This window comes from Bradyrhizobium cedriense, from assembly GCF_054602315.1.
The window spans coordinates 157532-174478 of the sequence record NZ_JBTSWB010000003.1 but is presented as its reverse complement, the minus strand read 5'-3'; the positions used below and the strand labels follow the sequence as shown (position 1 = coordinate 174478).

The window sequence follows — 16947 nt, the reverse complement described above, 5'->3', positions numbered from 1 at the left end:
TGCGAATGTGTCTTTGACGCGTCGGGCAAAACAGGGGTATGATGTCATCGTTGAAGATGCGGCCGATCGAACGCGCGGCTGCTCAGACATCACCTCCGCTCACGCGACGACGTCCGCAGGCTGCTCGAGCGCGGAGCGGCTGCGCCACGACGACGATTCCTCGCGTGATCGCGGCCGCGTGCGCCCGGCCAGCGCTCACGACATCGGCGGTGCCACGAACTGTGCAAATCCTGGCCGTTTGCCGAGTTCGGCGAGCCAGCGGGTGAGGTGCGGCTGCGCCGGCCGGCTGATGCCTTCGACCCCGAGCCAGCGCCGCGCATAGGATCCGATCGCGATGTCGGCGAGCGTGAATGCATCGCCCTCGATGAAGCGGCGCGAGGAGAGCAGGCGGTCGGCGATGGCCCAGACCTCGGCGGCGGCGTCGGCATCCCGCTGCACCTGGATCATGTCGCGCTCGGCGGGCGGCGTGCGCACGATGCCCCAGAACACCGGGCGATCGACCGGCTGCACCGTCGACAGCGTCCAGTCGAGCCAGCGGTCGACGCTGGCGCGCAGCTTCGGCGCCTCCGGATAGATCGGCGTGCCCAGGCCATGTGCGAGGCAAAGATAGCGCATGATGGAATTGGACTCCCACAGCACGAAGTCGCCCTCGACCAGCGTCGGGATCCGCGCATTGGGGTTCATGGCGAGATACTCGACCTCGCGCGTCCTGCCGTAACTCATGCCGGCGTCGATGCGCTCGTAAGCGAGGCCAAGCTCGGTCAGGCACCACAGCGCCTTCTGCACGTTGACCGAATTGGCGCGGCCCCAGATCGTGAGCTTGGTATCAGGCATGAAGCGTCTCCCCGCATTGTCGATTGCTGCGGGTGATAGCGGAATTCGCTGCTTTGCGCGATGCGAGATTGCGGCGCGCCCCTCATGCAAAAAGCTCCGCACGAGGCGGAGCTTCCATTGCAAGGTTCAACCCGACGGTCAGCGGCCGAAGAACAGCCACAACAAAATGATCACGGGGATCGGCACGCCAACCATCCACAGCAACAGCCCTCTCGCCATTGTATTCTCCTCCAATCGCATCACTGGAGGATGAACGCGGACCGTGCGCGCTTGTTCCCGCGCGCAAACCTACCAGTGACCGATGTTGGGCATCGACAGCCACGGCTCCTGCGGCGGCTTCGGATCGCCCTTCTGCAAGAGCTCGATCGAATGCAGGTCCGGCGAGCGGACGAAAGCCATGTTGCCGTCGCGCGGCGGCCGGTTGATGGTGACGCCGGCCTTCATCAGCTTCTCGCAGGTGGCGTAGATGTCGTCGACCTCATAGGCGAGATGGCCGAAGAAGCGATCCTCGCCATATTTCTCCTCGTCCCAGTTGTAAGTGAGCTCGACCAGCGGCGCGCCGCGCGTCTGCGGCTGCTTCTTCAGTGCCTCGAGATCGTCCGCCGAGCAGAGGAAAACCAGCGTGAAGCGTCCCTTGTCGTTCTCGATCCGCCGCACCTCCTTCAAGCCCAGCGCATCCTGATAGAACTTCAGCGCGACATCGAGATTGCGCACGCGCAGCATGGTGTGAAGGTATCGCATTTTGGAAGACTCCTTGAGACGTTTGCAGTTCTTACGTGCGGCTGGGCACTGGGAGCATAAACTAGCAGCAAAATCCGTATGGTGGCACTGACATACGTGCGGGTGAAACTCACGTTGCCCTGATGACCCCAGATGCAGGATCTGCTGCAGTTCTGACCAACCCGTGTGGGTGCCGAACCGCCTTAATGCCCAAAGGGCCTGGGGCGGGCCGGGATAGCGCCGCAGGCGGGGTGTAAAATGAACCTGAATTACGTATCGTGACCTAGTCACGATGCAGCGTTCACCCTGGACGCTTTCGCCAGCTTCGCAGCCGCGCTTTCCTTGCGGGTACAGAAGCGCGGCCTCGCGTGGTGGAAAGCGGCACTGCTGGTGATTGCCGGAACGGGTCTGATAATTCCTGATGTTCGGGTTGCTCTTCATCGGCTTCAGGAACTTTGGCTAGCTTGAATCGAGGAGGTGTAGATGACCGACCCGCAAGGACAGGAGCCCCCCCGAGAGGTGCCATCAACCGATGCATTGAGAATAGTTTGAGAGCCAATGCACTCGCCTAGAGACGCATGGCGCCAGAAAGGGAATGACTATTTCCTGTTCAAACAGAAGAAGCATGCCGGCGTAAGCGCCTCCGCAGAAATGGTTGAGGTCTTGGATATGCGGAGAAGCTTGAGCCAGAACATATATTCATCAAGCATTCTTGAGTGCGGTTACTCACAGATGGCCCGATTGCCTTGCGGTACTGCTTGTCCAACTCTCAACTAAGGGGACGGCGATGAGCTACGACTGGACGATACGGTGGAAAGGCCTGATCTTCGCCGGCTACGGCGTTTTGATTGCACTCATCGTGAACAAGTTCGTTTTCGACGGACCGGGTTGGAGCAAGTTCCTCGTAATGTGTTTCCTGGCCGGAGTCCTTGGTGCGATTGGTCATCGCATCGGACGGAAACAAATGCGCGATAGCGTTTGAAGGATACGATTTCCCCCGCAGGCTTTCACTCAAGGCCGTGAGCACCTAAGCGGGGCTTTTCACCGGCCGAAATTCCGCCGGGGCGCAGCCGTGCAAAGCCTCCGGCAAATTCTGAAAGGCTGCAGGTGAGCTCATTCAAAGGACTGTGCAAGGAACGCTCCGTTCGTATTCGCGTTGCTCCGCAAAGTGGGTGGAGTACCAGCATGCGGCGTGATGGGAAGCCGTCAAACAGACCTCGGTGTTCTGGCGAGCTATCAGCAATCTGCTGAATGTCCTCTATGACGACGAGCTCCATCGAAGCCATGGAGAGGGAAGATGCGCAAGGCTCTGGCAGAACTGACCGAGGACGAACGTCGGGCATTGCTTTACCTGGCCGATCTCGGCATCGCGGCATGCCTATCAGGCCTGATCGTCAGCATCATAAAGTTCGCCGGCGACCTTTTTTGAAGAAGTCCAATGCCACGATCGGCATCTTGTGCGAAAACCATCATGGTCGCGCCGGAGCGAAAAGCTGGGCTTCGCATTTGAGTGTGTTTCCTGCAGCCTTCCTTCGAGACGCTCGTCGCGGGGGGCTCCTCAGTTTGAATACAGAGTGCGCGGCCGCAGCTTCCACCCGCACTAACCGATGAGCTTCATGCTAAGGAGATCACAGAAAGGTGGTCGTCTCGAAGGCGAGGCGCGCGCAAGCTTCCGCCGAGATCAGACGCGATAGCTTGCTGATCCAATACGGCGCGCCTTACTCAGGCTCGGCTTTGTCCTCACCGCTCTCAAGCTGGGCCCGGTATTCCTCCGCAGCCTTCAGCAGAGCTTCTCTGATTTCGCCATCCGCCGTCTGTGCGGCGAGAGCTTCGGCGTGGTCGGCCTGGTGCTGGAGCGATGCTTTGGTCATGCATGGCCAACTCGGCCGCAAGACACCCGTTCCTCACGCCGCCTTCTCGACATCCTTCGCGATGATCTCGACTTCGAAATAGCCCATGTCGCGGAGCTCGGCGGCCTTCTTCTCGGCCGCTTCGCGTGTGTCGCGCTTCAGGATGATCTGGCCCGCTCCGTCGCGGGCGCAAACGAAATAAGGCATTTTCGATTCCCAATTTCGTTTGCATACACATGGCTCCGCATTCCCGCAAGAATACGGGTCAGCGCTCCAGCCCGGCCTTTTGCCGCATCTCGTCGATCAGCTCCGAGGCCTCGGCTTTGGTCAGCTCTTCTCTGGGCAGGTCCCGATGCGCCTGCTCGGCGAGGGTCTTGAGGTAGGATTCCTGGGCTCCCGTCATCGGATCGTCCCCGGAAACCCAGTCCTTCGGGTCCTTCTGGGTGTTGTCGGCCATCACCAATCTCCTTTTCCGTCCAACGTCGGACTCGACTTTCCGTTCCTTTTTTGTTCTCTTGGACCATATTCAAAATCGCGAGGCGGAACATGCCGGATCTGGACTTCGTCAGGCGGGAGATCGAACGGATGCGCATCCAGATGGGCAGGCAGCGGAAGGAGATCCTCCAGCTGCAACGGGCAGGGATCGGGACTGCTTCGGCCGAAGCGCTGCTGTCGCGGATGGAGGCGAAGATTGAAGCCCTTTGCGCGGAGCGAGATGCGCTGAAGGCGGCGCAACCGCGCCCGACCAAGGGCAGGGTTCTCGGCGGGAGGACATGGTGAGCCGGCGCTGGTTCGACGACGAGAGAGAGCTGTCGCCCTTCCTGACCGCGCTCGAGGACGTTCGCCGAAGGGCAACGCGGGAAGGGTGGTGCTATGCCCATGTCCAGGCCATCATCGTGGCGATCGATCAGTATGCGGAGGCCGCGACGGGCAACCGCGAGTATTTCCTCAACAAGCCGGTTTCAATCGGCGACAGCCGGAAAGTGGGGGACATTCCGTGAGGCGCGCGGCCAGTGCCGGCGCTGGTGCGTCCGCGCGGCTCGGTGCTTACGTTTGCGCTTTGCGAATGCAGCTTGGCAGACGAGGCCTTGTGTTCCGGCAACGGAACGTCTCTCGCTTGAGAGCTTGTTAACCGACCCCGCTCAGGATGCCGCTCGAAATCGGAGAGGACAGCGATGTCAGACTTGGAACGAGCGATCCGCGAGCGTGCCTATCAGCTTTGGATGGAGGGCGGTGCCGAGCACGGCCACGCCGAAAGACACTGGCTCGAAGCGCAACGCGAGATCCTCTCCGCATCTCTCGCAACCGTTGCGCGGGTCTCGAGGACAAGCTCCGATAAGCAGAAAGCCAAACCTGCGGCTCAGCGAAAGAAGCGCCGCGCCGCATAGAGGATTAGCGGTTCTGCTTGAAGCAGAACCGAAGCGCCGGACTCTCGTCTTGACGCGCCGCTTCGCGCCGGTCCGGCGCGAACGGCTCCCGTCTCATGAAACCGAATGAACCGAACGACGAGATGATCTGGTCCTGCCCGTTGCGGACGCCCGCTTGCGCGGAGAAGCACCTCGGGTCTTGCCGGACTTCAAATGAACTTCGGATGCGATCCCGTTCTGCTCATCGAATTGCTTCAGCCAGGATTCAATATATCGCGGGTCGTCGGGACAAAGCCGTTGAAGCAAACGAAGGTTCTGCGCTCTGAATTCCACCAGGGTTTTCGGCATCACGCCTCCTCAAAACGCTGCCCATCGTAAATGGTGCGGGCAAGCGATCGCCGGGTCAACGGCAAAGAAGGGCTTGAAATCAGGGGCGGGCTGATGCAGCGCCAAAGGCGAAAACCCCGCCGGGGGGAAGCGGGGTTCTCTGTCGGGGTGAAGCTTGGGGACGCTTCAACTGTAAGACGCTTCAGCCGGCGGAAGGTTCAAAACGAACGGCACGCGCCACGGTTATCTCTCGCGGCCCATTCGAGACGTCCGCCCGCGGCGGGCCCTCAGGAGGTTGATGCGCCAATTGCAATCAGGCCGCGATCCGCTGCTCGACCGGAGCGGTCAGGTATTTGAGCACTTCTGCATGCTCGAGGTCCGGGACCGCGATGGCCGTGTGGCTGTAGACCGCATGGGTGCGGGACGTCGCGATTTCGCTGAGGATCTCTTTGCCTTTGATGACATGGAGACCCATGCCTTCCTGCGACGGGAAGATGGCCAGGACCACGTCGTAGGCCGCGATGACGGCCTTGACCGCTTCGGCCTTGTCGTCGGCGAGGTCGATAAACACGCGAACGTCTGCCGCGAGTTCACGCAGCTCGTCAAAATCCAGCACGGCGGATACTCCAACGCAACAATACCTGGTGAGGAGAGTGGCTGCGTTAGGTTACCGAAGTCTCAACAAACGAGGCTGGCCACATGTTTCTCGACGAGGCGACGTGCCAAAGGCGCGACGAGATCAGGATGAATGATCGTGGCGCGCTCGTCGTCTGCGCCTGATCCTCCGGAAAAAACGCCGCACACTTTGCGGCGATGAGCCGTCCGGCTCCGGATCATGCTCCGCCTGGAGACTTTCGCGTTCCGTGGAATCGGAGCGCGGCTCTAGATTCTTGCCTTGACGCGTTTTGTTGACGCGAAACCGTTGTCCACTTCGCTCGAAGACGCTCTTAGCGCTTTGCTTCTTCCTTCCGGGGCCGCGCGTCCGTGGCCTCGTCGGTGAGCTGCAGGGCGATGCCGTCATAGCTCAGCTTGAATCCGCGGCCGACGATCCATGTCCATCCCTCGCGGGAGTCCTTGATGGGCTCGGAATTGAACTGCTCCGAGATCGATTTGACCGCAGCGTCTTGTGGTGCGGGACTATTCAACTCCGCAGTGACGCGCCGGATGGGATGCCTGGAGTCCGCGTCGTCGCTGGTGACCGTGACCTTGGCGCCATTGATGTCGCATTCGAGGATGTACGAACCCCCACCCTGGCGGCAGCGGTAACGACGTTGACCGACGAGCCTGTCGGTCTCCTCGAACGTCATGCCGGGGGAGAAGCCGAAAATGTCGGACTTCTTCACATGTGCCAGGGATGCAGGCTTCAAGAGGTCTGGCCGGATCGCCATCACGGCGGCAGCGGCGACAACGATCAAGCCGGCGATGACGATGGCAACCTTCATGAGCCCCTCGCAAGAAATACCGGACCATATAGCAGCCGCGGTGTTCTGCCGGGAATCAAAAGCGAAAACCTCGCTTGGGGGAAGCGGGGCTCCCTGAATGGGGTGAAGCTTGGGGACTTCAACAATGAGACGCGCCAGCCGGCATATGGTTCAACACAAGCGGTGGGAAGTCGGGAACTCCGCAGAAGCCCTGCTTGCGTTTTCAGCTTCGATGGGCTCTAAGCCCGGTCACTTCATGACCTCTGGCATGAATCAGAAGCGCGCCTCCGCGGGTCCGTCCGCGTCCACAGCAGAGTTTACGCGCGCACCCATTCAAAGGAATTCAGAAACATGGCGAAGATGACGAAGACCCAGCTGATCGATGCGATCGCCGAGGGCACGCAGCTTTCGAAGAACGACGTGAAGTCGGTGATCGAGTACATGGCGACGGTCGGCTACAAGGAGCTCAACGAGTCCGGCGAGTTCGTCATTCCAGGCTTCGTGAAGATGTCGGTGGTGAACAAGCCCGCGACCGAAGCCCGCATGGGCGTCAATCCCTTCACCAAGGAGCCGATGCAGTTTGCGGCGAAGCCCGCGAGCAAGTCGGTCAAGGCCTCGCCGCTGAAGGTGGCCAAGGACGCCGTCTGAGGCGCCGGCAATGTCGTTGCCGCTTTCGCCAGACAGCGCAGCGATCAATGGCTGACGACAAGGTGGTGCCCGGCAGTGACGATGCCGGAGATCGCCACGGCGATCAATAAAGCGCGCCCGTCGCTGCGCCGACGGGCTGTGCGGTTTTCCCCAAGCCGGGAGAGCGAAATCCATCGGGATTTCGTTCTCACGAGGTTCGCAAACGATCCGCGCCTCGATGAGTATCTCTCGGTGCGAGGTTCTTGAAGCCGAACGGCTGCGATGATTTTCCCCGGTCGGTGCGAGGGGCGGTGCCGCTTTCGGGTCGCTGCAATCGGCGCGCCCAGCCAAATTACGGCTTCACAAAAGAAGAAAAACCCCGCGCTTTCGCGCGAGGCTCTTCGGGCTGACGGCGCTGGGATTTCAGCGCCTGGCCGTCAGCCATGCGCGTAACTTAAAGTTGAAATTCTAAAAAGCAACAGCGCCGCGGTGACGGAATATGTTCGCCACGCGGCGCTGCCGTGTAACTGGGCGCTGAAATCCCCAGCTCCTATGTGTCTTTGCTGCGCCGAAAAGGTTCAGCGCGACACGCCCGCGAAACGTCTCGCGAAGGGCTGGACTTTTGTTCTTATTTTGTTCTAGTGTGAGCCGCCTTGATGGACGATTTGGAGGTGACTCATGACCGTGGATAAACAGCGCGAAGTGATCAGACTCTGGAACGAGCTCAGGAAGGTCGAGGGCCCCGCCGCCGAAGAGCTCCGCATCCAGATCCTCGAATGCTTCTCGAAGGGGAAGCCGAAGCGGCCGGCCGACCTCAGTCGGCGATACCCAGCAACGGGCAAGCGCGATGTCGCTCTGACGGCTCGCGCTTGATGGGCCGCCGAGGAGTTTGCCGACGCGCGCGCCTTCATCGATCGTTAGGAATCGCTCCGCACTGATTTTCGCGACTCCGATTCGTTCTTCGAGAACGAAATGGAGTCGGATGCAGAACGCGTTGGCTTGCCGGTGATGCGGCCGCGCGTATCGGATCGATGGCGTGATGCTTGGCACGATCCCGTCCGCATCCTCCGCGCGAGAGTGAGGTGAGGAGCCACAATGGATGCGTGCCGCTTCTGATCGAGGCTGCAAAATGTTCTGTACGATCGCTGCGCTTGCGCCAAGACAGCCGTCAGCGCGCAAGCGCCGCCGCCGGATCGATGTTGAACGGGATGACGCGTTCGGGTGGCCATGCACGCCTTTTGTTAGGAATTGCCCTGCGTCGATTTCTGCGATTCCGATTCGTTCCTCGAGAACGAAATGGAGTCGAAGCTGGAACAAAGCCGGTCACCGTTCGGGGCTCCTGCAAAGGTGCCCGCCTCGGACTGCCTAACGATTGCTTGCGGGGATGCCGATAACCCTATTCGGTTAGGTTAAAAGCCCAATCGCGTTGCGCTTGCTGCGGGTTGGCGTAGGTGTCTGGCAAGGACAAGCAAGAACGACTTTGCCAAGAAGCAATTTTGCCATGACGCCTTTTTCAGAGACACCTCTTTCAGAGCCGTCCTTTTACCAGGGCGACCGGCAGACTTACCGGCGCGTCGCCATCGTCGGCACGCTGTTCTGTCTCGCTTTCGTTTTGATCAGCTTCTCGCTGCGGCCACAGGCCGAGGACACACGCGTTGCGGTCAAGGCGGACCGGCTGGTGCGCACGGCGGGACAGCCGCCGCACGCCAATTAACGCTCGCCGCCGCAGATCGGATCGTTCGTCGCGGTATCAGGGCAGCCGGCGCCACGCGTCGCCAGCGCAACGAAGCCCGCATAGCCGGACAGGTTCACCAGCACTTCAAGCCAAACAGGCATGTCGCATCTCCTCGTCTTAAGGCACCGTCAACGTGCCCGGCGAGCGCATGTTCCGCGGCCAGGGCGAGCGCTGCTCAGACCGGAGAGGAGGGGTCGAGCCGGCGGCCAAGCGTCGCGACGGTTTCGCTGGAGGGCTGCTCCTTCAGGAACTCGGCGATCGCCTGGGCCAATTCGCGGTCGCTCATGGGCGTCGCCGGCGGGCGCAGCGTGCCGACACCGAAGCCGCGGACGATCTCGTCGTAATGCTGATCATCGGACTTGGGAACGAGCCTGCGGATACGGGCGAGCAAAGCGGATAGCGGCAAACTCTTCTCCTCGATCGTTCGCCCCGCTGGCAGCAATCACTGTCTGCTGCCATTTGCTCCCGTGAAACTGAAAACCCCGCCAGCATCGCGGAGATGCTGGCGGGGTCTTCGTGCTGTTGCCTCAACCCGGATGGCGGAGGCTCCCGCACTTGGAACATCAATCCGTGTCCGGCGATTTCGTTCCCGCCATTCGATCTTTTTTGACAGGGGGCGGTTCCCGCCCGTTGCGCAACCATCGCAGGCGCTCGCGGTTGTCTCCAGGACACGCGAAGGAGAAGAGCATGACGAAGACATTGGCAGTTCTGGCCACCGTCGCGGCGGTCGGTGTGACCGCGGTCGCGGCGCCAGCGCCGGCCGAGGCGCGCGGGCGCGGTATCGGCCCGGGCCTTGCGTTCGGCCTTGCCGCCGGCGCGATCACCGCGGGCGCCGTCGCCGCATCCCGTCCCTATTACGGTCCGGGCTACGGCTATTACGGCGGGCCGAGCTACTATTACGGACCCGGTCCCTACGCTTATTACGGCGGCGGGCCGTATTACCGCCACCACCATCACCACTGGCGGCATTGGTAGTCGCCAATAGAGAAAAGCCCGGAGCGATGCTCCGGGCTTTTCTCACGTCTTCGCGTTTGCTTTCGCGATGATCTACGGCCAGAGCGATGGCCGCTCGACCTTGCGTGCGTTCTCCAGCGTCGACACGAAGTATTCTTCGCGCTCGCGCTGGAACTTTTCCTGCGTGGCACGGAAGGCGGCGACACGGGCGGCGATCTCATCGCGCTCACGAGCTTTGCGTTCTTCGTCCTCGGTCATGTCAAATCCCCTCTACACCTGAGCATGTGCACACCTGAACCCAAGCACTGCCGCCGCAATCACTTTGAGTCGCGTCAATACATCCATTGGCGCTCCTGATTGGGGCGTCAATGGGGAGGAGGCATTGCAGGATTGTAAAAATTGCCGAGCGCATCGCGTTCGCGCTTGATAAGAGCGTCAGCAATCTTGCCGTTTGCGCATGTTGCTGTCAGGCAAAACGAGTCGGGAGGCGCGATTGATCGCAACGGATCTTCGGAGCGGCGTCGAGCGGCTCGGCGAGATGATCGCCGAGGCCAAGTCCATCGTGCCGTTCACCGGCGCCGGCATCTCGACCGAGTGCGGCATTCCCGACTTCCGATCGCCCGGCGGAATCTGGACGCGCTATCGTCCGATCCCGTTCGACGAGTTCGTGGCGAGCCAGGGCGCGCGCGACGAATCCTGGCGCCGCCGCTTCGCGATGGAGGAGATTTTTGCCGCTGCGAAGCCCGGTCGCGGCCACCGCGCGCTGGCCTCGCTCTACCGCGCCGGCAAGGTTCCCGCCGTCATCACCCAGAATATCGACAATCTGCACCAAGCCTCGGGCTTCGCCGCCGAGCACGTAATTGAACTTCATGGGAATACAACTTATGCGCGCTGCATCGGATGTGGGCAGGCCTATCCGCTCGACTGGGTGAAGCACCGTTTCGAGCGCGACGGCGCGGCGCCGAGCTGCACCGCGTGCGACGAGCCGGTGAAAGCCGCCACGATCTCCTTCGGCCAGATGATGCCGGACGACGAAATGCAGCGCGCCACTGCGCTGTCGCAAGCCTGCAACCTCTTCATCGCGATCGGTTCCTCGCTCGTGGTCTGGCCCGCGGCGGGATTCCCGATGATGGCCAAGCGCGCCGGTGCCCGCCTGGTGATCATCAATCGCGAGCCGACCGATCAGGACGACATCGCCGACCTCGTGATCCGCCACGACATCGGCGAAGCGCTCGGGCCCTTTGTCGGTAATTGAGGCATCAGTTTGATTCGCGGCAGTGCAAGCTGTTCATAGGTTCCGGCGAATCTCTTTTTTGTCTATGCCTCGCAACCGGGAGTGTTATCTTTTGAGTCGAAAGATTCGCGTCGCGTCGAGTCGAGAAGGTTCTCCAAAGACGCGTGATTCGAGCGCCGCCAATGTGGCGGGTTGCATGGCAGTGTGGGGTCCGGGGTTATGGGGTCGTCGGACGGATTTGAGTCCAAGAAGCTCGGGATTCCCGGGCAGGGAGTATCGCCCGGGCGAATGACGCCGGGCGAGCACGGCGGTGCCGGCCGCGACAGCGCCCTCAGTCCCTTCAGCGGGCTTGGCGAGACGGGCGCCAATCTGGTCGAGGTCCATGGCGTCATCAAATGGTTCGACGCTTCCAAGGGCTATGGCTTCATCGTTCCAGACAATGGATGGCCGGACGTCCTCCTGCACGTGACCGTGTTGAGGCGCGACGGCTTCCAGACCGCTTATGAAGGCGCCCGCATCGTCGTCGAGTGCATCCAGCGGGCCAAGGGTTACCAGGCGTTCCGCGTGGTCTCGATGGACGAGTCGACCGCGATCCATCCGGCGCAGATGCTGCCGCCGCGCACCCATGTCACGGTCACCCCGACCAGCGGGCTGGAACGGGCCCAGGTCAAATGGTTCAACCGGCTGCGCGGCTTCGGCTTCCTGACCTGCGGCGAGGGCACGCCCGACATTTTCGTGCACATGGAGACGCTGCGCCGCTTCGGCATGACCGAACTCAGGCCGGGCCAGTATGTGCTCGTCCGCTTCGGGCCCGGCTCCAAGGGCATGATGGCAGCCGAGATCCATCCCGAGACCGGATCGCCGGGATTGCAGTCGCACTGAAGGCACCAATTCCCGCAATCGTGAGCAGAGGCGTGCCGGCTGGCCGGCGCGCCTCTTTTCTTTCCGGCGGCCGCCGCGTAAGGACTGGAAAAGTCCCACGCCTCGAGAGCCCCCATGAGTTTTGACCGAAAGGCCGTCTGGTCCGTTGCGAAGGGCTGGCTTGCCGCCATCCTCGTCATCGCCGGCTGTGCCGTCGCCAGCGCGCCCGTCGGCGCCGCAAGCTTCCAGCCGCTCGAGATCGTCACCAAGAACGGCGTGCAGGTGTTCTCGGTGGAAATGGCAACGACCGAGGAAGAGAAGCAGACCGGCCTGATGTATCGCAAGGAGCTGCCGGACGGCAAAGGCATGCTGTTCGACTTCAATCCCGAGCAGGAAATCTCGATGTGGATGAAGAACACTTATGTTTCGCTCGACATGATCTTCATCCGCGCCGATGGCCGCATCCTGCGTATCGCCGAGAACACCGAGCCGCTGTCGACGAAGGTCATCTCGTCCCGGGGCCCCGCCCGGGCCGTGCTGGAGGTGGTAGCGGGAACGGCGCAGAAGTACGGCATCCGCCCGGGTGACCGCGTCGGCCACCCCCTGTTCAGCAGCAAATAGGGCGGAGCGGGGACGCCGGCCTTGCTGGCGGGTTTGAAGCCCCGCTTGGGAAGCTTGCTGGCGCCTCTGGAAGCGTGTATCGACGGGGCTCGCCGGACATTCGGGGTATAGCGCAGCCTGGTAGCGCGGCAGTTTTGGGTACTGCAGGTCGTTGGTTCGAATCCAGCTGCCCCGACCAGTCCCGAGCTTCAACGCCAATCTAATGCTCGGAGGCGCTGGTCCTCGACACGGGCTCCAGCCGGCGATGCGCCAGGCGGTTCAGGCGAGAGCGCAGGTCAACCCCAACCGCAACATCACCATCCGACCACGCCTATTCCGGAGACTGCTTGCCGGCACAGCCGCCTCGAACCTTCAGCATTCGCCACAGGCGTTTGTGTGCTGCGGTTTCAGCGCGCAACGTTCGAAGTGACGCCGCCGCCAAGCCCCGAGATTCCGCTTGCGCGGCGTTGTACCGCCGGGAGGAGTCAGTTCGAGGCGTGCCAGCCCGGCGGAAACGGGATGTATGACCAGACGGCCTGGTTGTCGTTGGCGGCTTGCGGCGGCTCTTGTGACGGCGTCCTTTGGACTGGCGCCGGCGGCCCCAACAGCGCGAGGCGCAGACGTGCACATTGCAGCTTCATTATTGTTGTCCCCCGCAAACCAATTGTTTTTCAAAACGTGAGACTGCTTGCAAAGTTCGAGGTCACTTCGAAAATCACCGTGCGCCGAAACAGCGCGCTCATTCTCAAATCGCGCGCATTCTAGGAAACCCGGCGCGGGCTTTCAACCGAAAGCGCGGATCCATCCCAAGGAGTAAGGTTGATCGGTTAGGTTAAAGGCGAGCGGTTGTTGCGGCCGTCTTGGCGGCTGCTATCAGATTGGGCCAGGCTCGCGATCGGCTTCTTCAATCTGTGCGACCACAGATCACGGTTCGTCGCGGCGCGAGTCGGTTGAGTCCTGCGCCAGCGAGTTCTGCCCATGTCTCTTGATCGCAACCTCAAGGCCGTCGGTCCGCAGTCGAGCTGGACCGAGATCTGGCACCTGTGGACAGTGATCGTGCCGCGCCGCTCCATCAATGGGCAGTTCGTGGTCGGCAAGGTCTGGCGCCGCCACGACGGCCGCGACTGGATCTACAGGAAATTCACCGAGTTCGACGACGAAGAGGCGGCATGAAGCGCGGTGAGATTGGGATGAACCATCATCTCGCCCCTGGTTGTTGAGGCCGTGCGGTCCTAACCCGAATGCCGCTCGCCTGCTGCCGAGCCCGGTGTCTGCACGCGCGGCAGCGGCAGTTTGAAGTGACGCTTCGCATAGGCGACGATCTCGGCGTCGGAAGGATGATCGGCTGCTTCCACCGCGACAATCCGCTTGGCCAGATCGGGTAAGCTCGCGCGAATGTGGCTGGCAAGCTCCGTCTTCGCGTTCGCCGGACCGATGATGAGGATCTCGCCGGCGTCGGCGAGGGCTTTGGTCACCTCAGTGTAGAATGCCTTGTCGGGAGCTGCATGGCCGCTGCCGATCGCATTGGCCTTGTGATGAAGATGGCGTGTCGCCAGATGCGGATGCAGCGTGATTTCGTCCGAGCCGCTGAGGCCGAGATGGAAGATCCTGGCCTGCGAATGGTCGATCCATATCACGGCGTGAAAATGAGTGGGCATGTGTCTGGGCCTTGTGCGAGAGGAGGCCGCCGAAGTTCGGTGCGGCGGCGCATGTCGCGGCGACACTATGCGGACCGGCTGTGCCCCTGTTGACCCATGTCAATTCGATCCCGGCTCAACGAGCGGGGCAACGGGGGAGGGCGCTCCGAAGAGCAGGAATCGCCGGCTCAGGCCGCCTTTGGCGCGGCTGCCTCCGGCTTGGGCGGCGGCGGCTTCAGCGGCTTGTCCTGCTTCTTCGACCACGAGATGTAATAGGCCACCGTCGTCATGATCGCGATGCCGGCGATGCTGACGAAGACCTGCGCGAGTAGCGAGCCCGAGCTCATCGACAGCTCGAAATGGCCGACGAAGGACAGGAACACGCCGACGCAGAACACGGCGAGCGACTGCTGGCCGCAAACGATCAAGGGATCGAACACCCTCCACTCCAGCCCCGGCCACTCCTTCGGCACGAAGCGGATCACCAGGATCACGATCACCACGAAATGGAGGAAGCGGTACGGTGCAAGGTTGGTCTTGTCATTCGGGTTGAAGGCCGAGAACAGCCACTCCGGGAACATGCCGGCGAAGGTGGGGAAGCGGCCGGCCATGGTCATGACCAACGCGAACAGCAGATAGCCGAGGCACAGCCAGAGCGTGATCGGCGCGTTGATCAGCGCCATCGAGCGGCGTGCACCGCCCAGCGCGCACCAGGCGCCGAACACGAACAGCACCTGCCAGCAATACGGGTTGAAGTACCACTGCCCGGCTGGATACGCCGTCAGATTCCAGCCGAAATGGCGGGCGGTGAGCCACAGCACGATGGATAGCGCCATCGTCAAATCGGGCTTGCGCAGCATGAACCACAGCACGGGCGGGAACAGCCCCATCAACACGATGTAGAGCGGCAGCACGTCGAGATTGAGCGGCTTGAAGCGCAGGAACAGGCCCTGGCGCAGCGTCTCGGTGGCGTTGTCGACGAGGCCGGCGACGTTGAACTCGTTGATCATCTCGGAGTCGCCGAAGCGTAGCGCGAGATAGCTGATCGAGGCGATGTAGATCACGAACAGGATGATGTGGGCGACGTAGAGCTGCCAGACCCGCTTGGTGAGCCGCGTGGCACCGACGATGAAGCCGCGCTCCAGCATCATCCGAGCGTAGACGAAGGACGCCGTATAGCCGGAGATGAAGACGAACAGGTCGGCGGCGTCGGAAAAGCCGTAGTTGCGCGTCGTGATCCAGTTCACGACGTTGTCGGGGATGTGGTCGAGGAAGATCGCCCAGTTCGCGACGCCGCGAAACAGGTCGAGCCGGAGATCGCGGCCCTTGTCGGGAAGCGTTGCACTGATGTTCAGGAGGGCCATGCGACGGAAGCTTTCGGATAGGACAGAAGCGCGGCGATCGGTGAGGTCGAGCCGCCGGGCGGCATCCCGGCGAGGAAGGCGGGTACGCAATTGTCACGGTGCAGCATAATGACTATACCCAATAAACAGGGCACCCCGGGAGCCGGAATCAACCGAACATTTCCCGAACGGTGTCTCTATACTATGCCGGCGGTTTCCACCAACTGCCACCGTGACGCATCGGAATCGAACGAAAAGACCAAGAGGCCCGGACCACCCATGACCGCACGCATTTTCAAGCCCGCCAAGAACGCGATGCAATCCGGCCGGTCCAAGACGAAGGAATGGCAGCTCGACTACGAGCCGGAGCAGCCGCGTTCGGTCGAGCCGCTGATGGGCTGGACCTCGTCGGGCGACATGAAGCAGCAGATCACGCTGCGCTTCCATAGCAAGGAAGAGGCGATCGCCTATTGCGAGCGCAAAGGCATCGCCTACCAGGTCATCGAGCCGAAGGAGTCGATCCGCCGCCCGGTTGCCTATGCGGACAATTTCTCCTTCCGGCGCGGCGAGCCCTGGACGCATTGAGGGGCGGGCTGCGCAGGCGCTACCTGCCGACGCATGAAAGGCCTTGAGGGCCGAAATCCCGGTCGTCATGACGCGGGGGAGATCGTCAGCTCCGGTTATCGGCATGGTCGCAGCCTGACGACCGACCATGCAGCCGGCCTCATTATCGAGAGAAATAGCACCCCGTCAGCCGATACCGCTTCCGACCCAGGGCGGTCCTTGCGATTTAAAGACCGATTGGTCTATATATGAGTAATGAGGTCCCGAACCCCAGCGCAGTTGCCCCGAGGCCGGCCCCGAAGCTTCGACGTGGATGCTGCTGTCGAACGCGCCATGGGCGTATTCTGGTCGCGCGGCTATCACGCGACGGCGCTCCCGGATCTTCTTCGTGCGACGAAACTCTCGCGTGGCAGCCTCTACGCCGCCTTCGGCGACAAGCACTCGCTCTTCCTGCGGGCGCTTGATCGCTACATCGCCGATGCCCTGACACGAATGGATATCGAATTCGATCCCCACAACGAGCCGGTCGAGGGCCTGCGGGCCTACCTTGCGGGCTATGTTGACCGCACGAGCGGCGCCAATGGCCGGCGCGGATGCCTGCTCGTGGCCACGGCCATGGAACTGGCCGGCCAGGATGCTGAAGTCGGTCGTCGCGTCGCGAGCTTTTTCAAAGCCATGGAGGCAAGGGTGGCGGATGCACTTTCCCGCGCGGAGACGGCGGGCAGGTTGGCTGATGGTGTCGACCCTTCAAGTGCCGCCCGAATCCTCGTCTGTTTCGTCGAGGGGCTACGCGTGGTCGGCAAAACGGCACCGACACGGATCACGTCGCAAGCCACCGTCGAGGCTCTTCTCGATCGCTTCATCAAGTGAATA

At 61.9% G+C, this 16947-nt stretch carries 27 protein-coding genes and 1 tRNA gene; 16 read left to right on the top strand and 12 right to left on the bottom strand.

Translation table 11 applies throughout. From position 1 onward, the window contains the following. Positions 1-195: 195 nt before the first annotated feature. The gene (locus ACYCVF_RS12435) at positions 196-834 is read right to left on the bottom strand and encodes a glutathione S-transferase family protein (protein WP_459595803.1); all 639 of its coding nucleotides are present in this window, start codon (positions 832-834) and stop codon (positions 196-198) included. Between the two features lie 288 nt (positions 835-1122). Continuing rightward, on the bottom strand, positions 1123-1575 hold the full coding sequence (locus ACYCVF_RS12430) for a VOC family protein (RefSeq protein ID WP_459595802.1): 453 nt from the start codon (positions 1573-1575) through the stop codon (positions 1123-1125). 766 nt (positions 1576-2341) lie between these two features. Here ACYCVF_RS12430 and ACYCVF_RS12425 point away from each other — a divergent pair. Next, positions 2342-2536, top strand: a complete 195-nt coding sequence (locus ACYCVF_RS12425; RefSeq protein ID WP_459595801.1) for a hypothetical protein — start codon at positions 2342-2344, stop codon at positions 2534-2536. Between the two features lie 315 nt (positions 2537-2851). After that, positions 2852-2983 (top strand): hypothetical protein, encoded by a 132-nt coding sequence (locus ACYCVF_RS12420; protein WP_459595800.1) that lies wholly within the window; start codon positions 2852-2854, stop codon positions 2981-2983. A gap of 289 nt (positions 2984-3272) precedes the next feature. On the opposite strand, the gene ACYCVF_RS12415 is transcribed toward ACYCVF_RS12420, so the two are convergent. Genes ACYCVF_RS12415 through ACYCVF_RS12405 form a run of 3 tightly spaced genes read right to left on the bottom strand, consistent with a single transcriptional unit; the run spans position 3273 to position 3861 of the window. Next, positions 3273-3425: a hypothetical protein gene (locus ACYCVF_RS12415; RefSeq protein WP_459595799.1), complete on the bottom strand. Its 153-nt coding sequence runs from the start codon at positions 3423-3425 to the stop codon at positions 3273-3275. A 33-nt stretch (positions 3426-3458) separates the two neighbouring features. Continuing rightward, the gene (locus ACYCVF_RS12410; protein ID WP_459595798.1) at positions 3459-3611 is read right to left on the bottom strand and encodes a hypothetical protein; all 153 of its coding nucleotides are present in this window, start codon (positions 3609-3611) and stop codon (positions 3459-3461) included. A 58-nt stretch (positions 3612-3669) separates the two neighbouring features. Further along, positions 3670-3861: a DUF3072 domain-containing protein gene (locus ACYCVF_RS12405; protein ID WP_459595797.1), complete on the bottom strand. Its 192-nt coding sequence runs from the start codon at positions 3859-3861 to the stop codon at positions 3670-3672. A gap of 128 nt (positions 3862-3989) precedes the next feature. Between ACYCVF_RS12405 and ACYCVF_RS12400 the strand changes: the two genes are divergently transcribed. The 3 genes from ACYCVF_RS12400 (at position 3990) to ACYCVF_RS12390 (ending at position 4792) form a co-directional block, all read left to right on the top strand. Beyond that, a complete protein-coding gene (locus tag ACYCVF_RS12400; RefSeq protein WP_459606425.1) occupies positions 3990-4184 on the top strand; it encodes a hypothetical protein in 195 nt (64 codons plus the stop codon). Further along, positions 4181-4405: a hypothetical protein gene (locus ACYCVF_RS12395; protein ID WP_459612931.1), complete on the top strand. Its 225-nt coding sequence runs from the start codon at positions 4181-4183 to the stop codon at positions 4403-4405. Before ACYCVF_RS12400 ends, ACYCVF_RS12395 begins: the two co-directional genes overlap by 4 nt. A 174-nt stretch (positions 4406-4579) precedes the next feature. Beyond that, on the top strand, positions 4580-4792 hold the full coding sequence (locus tag ACYCVF_RS12390; RefSeq protein ID WP_459595794.1) for a DUF2934 domain-containing protein: 213 nt from the start codon (positions 4580-4582) through the stop codon (positions 4790-4792). Between the two features lie 619 nt (positions 4793-5411). Here the strand turns inward: ACYCVF_RS12390 and ACYCVF_RS12385 are convergent. Together ACYCVF_RS12385 and ACYCVF_RS12380 are read right to left on the bottom strand one after the other, a co-directional pair. Next, positions 5412-5714, bottom strand: coding sequence for a hypothetical protein (locus ACYCVF_RS12385; protein WP_459595793.1), 303 nt, complete (start codon positions 5712-5714; stop codon positions 5412-5414). Between the two features lie 331 nt (positions 5715-6045). Continuing rightward, positions 6046-6540, bottom strand: coding sequence for a hypothetical protein (locus ACYCVF_RS12380; protein WP_459595792.1), 495 nt, complete (start codon positions 6538-6540; stop codon positions 6046-6048). A gap of 330 nt (positions 6541-6870) precedes the next feature. Here ACYCVF_RS12380 and ACYCVF_RS12375 point away from each other — a divergent pair, with 330 nt between their 5' ends. The 3 genes from ACYCVF_RS12375 (at position 6871) to ACYCVF_RS12365 (ending at position 8860) form a co-directional block, all read left to right on the top strand. Then, positions 6871-7167 carry an HU family DNA-binding protein gene (locus tag ACYCVF_RS12375; protein WP_018323108.1) on the top strand — a complete coding sequence of 99 codons (297 nt, stop codon included), beginning with the start codon at positions 6871-6873 and terminating at the stop codon, positions 7165-7167. Between the two features lie 657 nt (positions 7168-7824). Further along, complete coding sequence (locus tag ACYCVF_RS12370; protein ID WP_459596496.1) at positions 7825-8019, top strand: hypothetical protein; 195 nt, start codon at positions 7825-7827, stop codon at positions 8017-8019. A gap of 628 nt (positions 8020-8647) precedes the next feature. Next, the gene (locus ACYCVF_RS12365; protein WP_459595791.1) at positions 8648-8860 is read left to right on the top strand and encodes a hypothetical protein; all 213 of its coding nucleotides are present in this window, start codon (positions 8648-8650) and stop codon (positions 8858-8860) included. Here the strand turns inward: ACYCVF_RS12365 and ACYCVF_RS12360 are convergent. Then, positions 8857-8982 carry a hypothetical protein gene (locus tag ACYCVF_RS12360; protein WP_459595790.1) on the bottom strand — a complete coding sequence of 42 codons (126 nt, stop codon included), beginning with the start codon at positions 8980-8982 and terminating at the stop codon, positions 8857-8859. The two genes, ACYCVF_RS12365 and ACYCVF_RS12360, sit on opposite strands and share 4 nt — an antisense overlap. A 74-nt stretch (positions 8983-9056) precedes the next feature. Continuing rightward, positions 9057-9287 carry a hypothetical protein gene (locus ACYCVF_RS12355; protein WP_459595789.1) on the bottom strand — a complete coding sequence of 77 codons (231 nt, stop codon included), beginning with the start codon at positions 9285-9287 and terminating at the stop codon, positions 9057-9059. A 281-nt stretch (positions 9288-9568) separates the two neighbouring features. On the opposite strand from ACYCVF_RS12355, the gene ACYCVF_RS12350 reads away from it, so the two are divergent. Beyond that, positions 9569-9856: a hypothetical protein gene (locus ACYCVF_RS12350; protein WP_459595788.1), complete on the top strand. Its 288-nt coding sequence runs from the start codon at positions 9569-9571 to the stop codon at positions 9854-9856. Between the two features lie 72 nt (positions 9857-9928). Here ACYCVF_RS12350 and ACYCVF_RS12345 read toward each other — a convergent pair whose 3' ends face one another. After that, positions 9929-10093 carry a hypothetical protein gene (locus tag ACYCVF_RS12345; RefSeq protein WP_271528287.1) on the bottom strand — a complete coding sequence of 55 codons (165 nt, stop codon included), beginning with the start codon at positions 10091-10093 and terminating at the stop codon, positions 9929-9931. 235 nt (positions 10094-10328) lie between these two features. Between ACYCVF_RS12345 and ACYCVF_RS12340 the strand changes: the two genes are divergently transcribed. The 5 genes from ACYCVF_RS12340 to ACYCVF_RS12320 all read left to right on the top strand — a co-directional run bounded on the left by ACYCVF_RS12340 (position 10329) and on the right by ACYCVF_RS12320 (position 13703). Next, the gene (locus ACYCVF_RS12340; protein WP_459595787.1) at positions 10329-11090 is read left to right on the top strand and encodes an SIR2 family NAD-dependent protein deacylase; all 762 of its coding nucleotides are present in this window, start codon (positions 10329-10331) and stop codon (positions 11088-11090) included. Between the two features lie 198 nt (positions 11091-11288). Continuing rightward, a complete protein-coding gene (locus ACYCVF_RS12335) occupies positions 11289-11951 on the top strand; it encodes a cold-shock protein (protein WP_459595786.1) in 663 nt (220 codons plus the stop codon). Positions 11952-12065: 114 nt separating this feature from the next. Next, positions 12066-12551 carry a DUF192 domain-containing protein gene (locus ACYCVF_RS12330; protein WP_459595785.1) on the top strand — a complete coding sequence of 162 codons (486 nt, stop codon included), beginning with the start codon at positions 12066-12068 and terminating at the stop codon, positions 12549-12551. Positions 12552-12652: 101 nt separating this feature from the next. Beyond that, positions 12653-12729 (top strand) — tRNA-Pro (locus ACYCVF_RS12325). Between the two features lie 779 nt (positions 12730-13508). Then, positions 13509-13703, top strand: a complete 195-nt coding sequence (locus tag ACYCVF_RS12320) for a hypothetical protein (RefSeq protein WP_061020797.1) — start codon at positions 13509-13511, stop codon at positions 13701-13703. Between the two features lie 59 nt (positions 13704-13762). Here the strand turns inward: ACYCVF_RS12320 and ACYCVF_RS12315 are convergent, their stop codons facing one another. Then, on the bottom strand, positions 13763-14188 hold the full coding sequence (locus ACYCVF_RS12315; RefSeq protein WP_459595784.1) for a translational machinery protein: 426 nt from the start codon (positions 14186-14188) through the stop codon (positions 13763-13765). A gap of 167 nt (positions 14189-14355) precedes the next feature. Further along, positions 14356-15531, bottom strand: a complete 1176-nt coding sequence (locus tag ACYCVF_RS12310; RefSeq protein WP_459595783.1) for an OpgC domain-containing protein — start codon at positions 15529-15531, stop codon at positions 14356-14358. Between the two features lie 258 nt (positions 15532-15789). On the opposite strand from ACYCVF_RS12310, the gene ACYCVF_RS12305 reads away from it, so the two are divergent. Then, positions 15790-16095 carry an ETC complex I subunit gene (locus ACYCVF_RS12305; protein ID WP_061020800.1) on the top strand — a complete coding sequence of 102 codons (306 nt, stop codon included), beginning with the start codon at positions 15790-15792 and terminating at the stop codon, positions 16093-16095. A gap of 312 nt (positions 16096-16407) precedes the next feature. Beyond that, a complete protein-coding gene (locus tag ACYCVF_RS12300; RefSeq protein ID WP_459596456.1) occupies positions 16408-16944 on the top strand; it encodes a TetR/AcrR family transcriptional regulator in 537 nt (178 codons plus the stop codon). Positions 16945-16947: the final 3 nt, after the last annotated feature.

Bases quoted from the DNA above. Each gene is read 5' to 3' on its own strand.
- ACYCVF_RS12435 (WP_459595803.1), bottom strand. From the start codon at position 834: ATGCCTGATACCAAGCTCACGATCTGGGGCCGCGCCAATTCGGTCAAC.
- ACYCVF_RS12430 (WP_459595802.1), bottom strand. From the start codon at position 1,575: ATGCGATACCTTCACACCATGCTGCGCGTGCGCAATCTCGATGTCGCG.
- ACYCVF_RS12425 (WP_459595801.1), top strand. From the start codon at position 2,342: ATGAGCTACGACTGGACGATACGGTGGAAAGGCCTGATCTTCGCCGGC.
- ACYCVF_RS12420 (WP_459595800.1), top strand. From the start codon at position 2,852: ATGCGCAAGGCTCTGGCAGAACTGACCGAGGACGAACGTCGGGCATTG.
- ACYCVF_RS12415 (WP_459595799.1), bottom strand. From the start codon at position 3,425: ATGACCAAAGCATCGCTCCAGCACCAGGCCGACCACGCCGAAGCTCTC.
- ACYCVF_RS12410 (WP_459595798.1), bottom strand. From the start codon at position 3,611: ATGCCTTATTTCGTTTGCGCCCGCGACGGAGCGGGCCAGATCATCCTG.
- ACYCVF_RS12405 (WP_459595797.1), bottom strand. From the start codon at position 3,861: ATGGCCGACAACACCCAGAAGGACCCGAAGGACTGGGTTTCCGGGGAC.
- ACYCVF_RS12400 (WP_459606425.1), top strand. From the start codon at position 3,990: ATGCGCATCCAGATGGGCAGGCAGCGGAAGGAGATCCTCCAGCTGCAA.
- ACYCVF_RS12390 (WP_459595794.1), top strand. From the start codon at position 4,580: ATGTCAGACTTGGAACGAGCGATCCGCGAGCGTGCCTATCAGCTTTGG.
- ACYCVF_RS12380 (WP_459595792.1), bottom strand. From the start codon at position 6,540: ATGAAGGTTGCCATCGTCATCGCCGGCTTGATCGTTGTCGCCGCTGCC.
- ACYCVF_RS12375 (WP_018323108.1), top strand. From the start codon at position 6,871: ATGGCGAAGATGACGAAGACCCAGCTGATCGATGCGATCGCCGAGGGC.
- ACYCVF_RS12370 (WP_459596496.1), top strand. From the start codon at position 7,825: ATGACCGTGGATAAACAGCGCGAAGTGATCAGACTCTGGAACGAGCTC.
- ACYCVF_RS12365 (WP_459595791.1), top strand. From the start codon at position 8,648: ATGACGCCTTTTTCAGAGACACCTCTTTCAGAGCCGTCCTTTTACCAG.
- ACYCVF_RS12360 (WP_459595790.1), bottom strand. From the start codon at position 8,982: ATGCCTGTTTGGCTTGAAGTGCTGGTGAACCTGTCCGGCTATGCGGGC.
- ACYCVF_RS12350 (WP_459595788.1), top strand. From the start codon at position 9,569: ATGACGAAGACATTGGCAGTTCTGGCCACCGTCGCGGCGGTCGGTGTG.
- ACYCVF_RS12345 (WP_271528287.1), bottom strand. From the start codon at position 10,093: ATGACCGAGGACGAAGAACGCAAAGCTCGTGAGCGCGATGAGATCGCC.
- ACYCVF_RS12335 (WP_459595786.1), top strand. From the start codon at position 11,289: ATGGGGTCGTCGGACGGATTTGAGTCCAAGAAGCTCGGGATTCCCGGG.
- ACYCVF_RS12330 (WP_459595785.1), top strand. From the start codon at position 12,066: ATGAGTTTTGACCGAAAGGCCGTCTGGTCCGTTGCGAAGGGCTGGCTT.
- ACYCVF_RS12320 (WP_061020797.1), top strand. From the start codon at position 13,509: ATGTCTCTTGATCGCAACCTCAAGGCCGTCGGTCCGCAGTCGAGCTGG.
- ACYCVF_RS12315 (WP_459595784.1), bottom strand. From the start codon at position 14,188: ATGCCCACTCATTTTCACGCCGTGATATGGATCGACCATTCGCAGGCC.
- ACYCVF_RS12310 (WP_459595783.1), bottom strand. From the start codon at position 15,531: ATGGCCCTCCTGAACATCAGTGCAACGCTTCCCGACAAGGGCCGCGAT.
- ACYCVF_RS12305 (WP_061020800.1), top strand. From the start codon at position 15,790: ATGACCGCACGCATTTTCAAGCCCGCCAAGAACGCGATGCAATCCGGC.
- ACYCVF_RS12300 (WP_459596456.1), top strand. From the start codon at position 16,408: ATGGGCGTATTCTGGTCGCGCGGCTATCACGCGACGGCGCTCCCGGAT.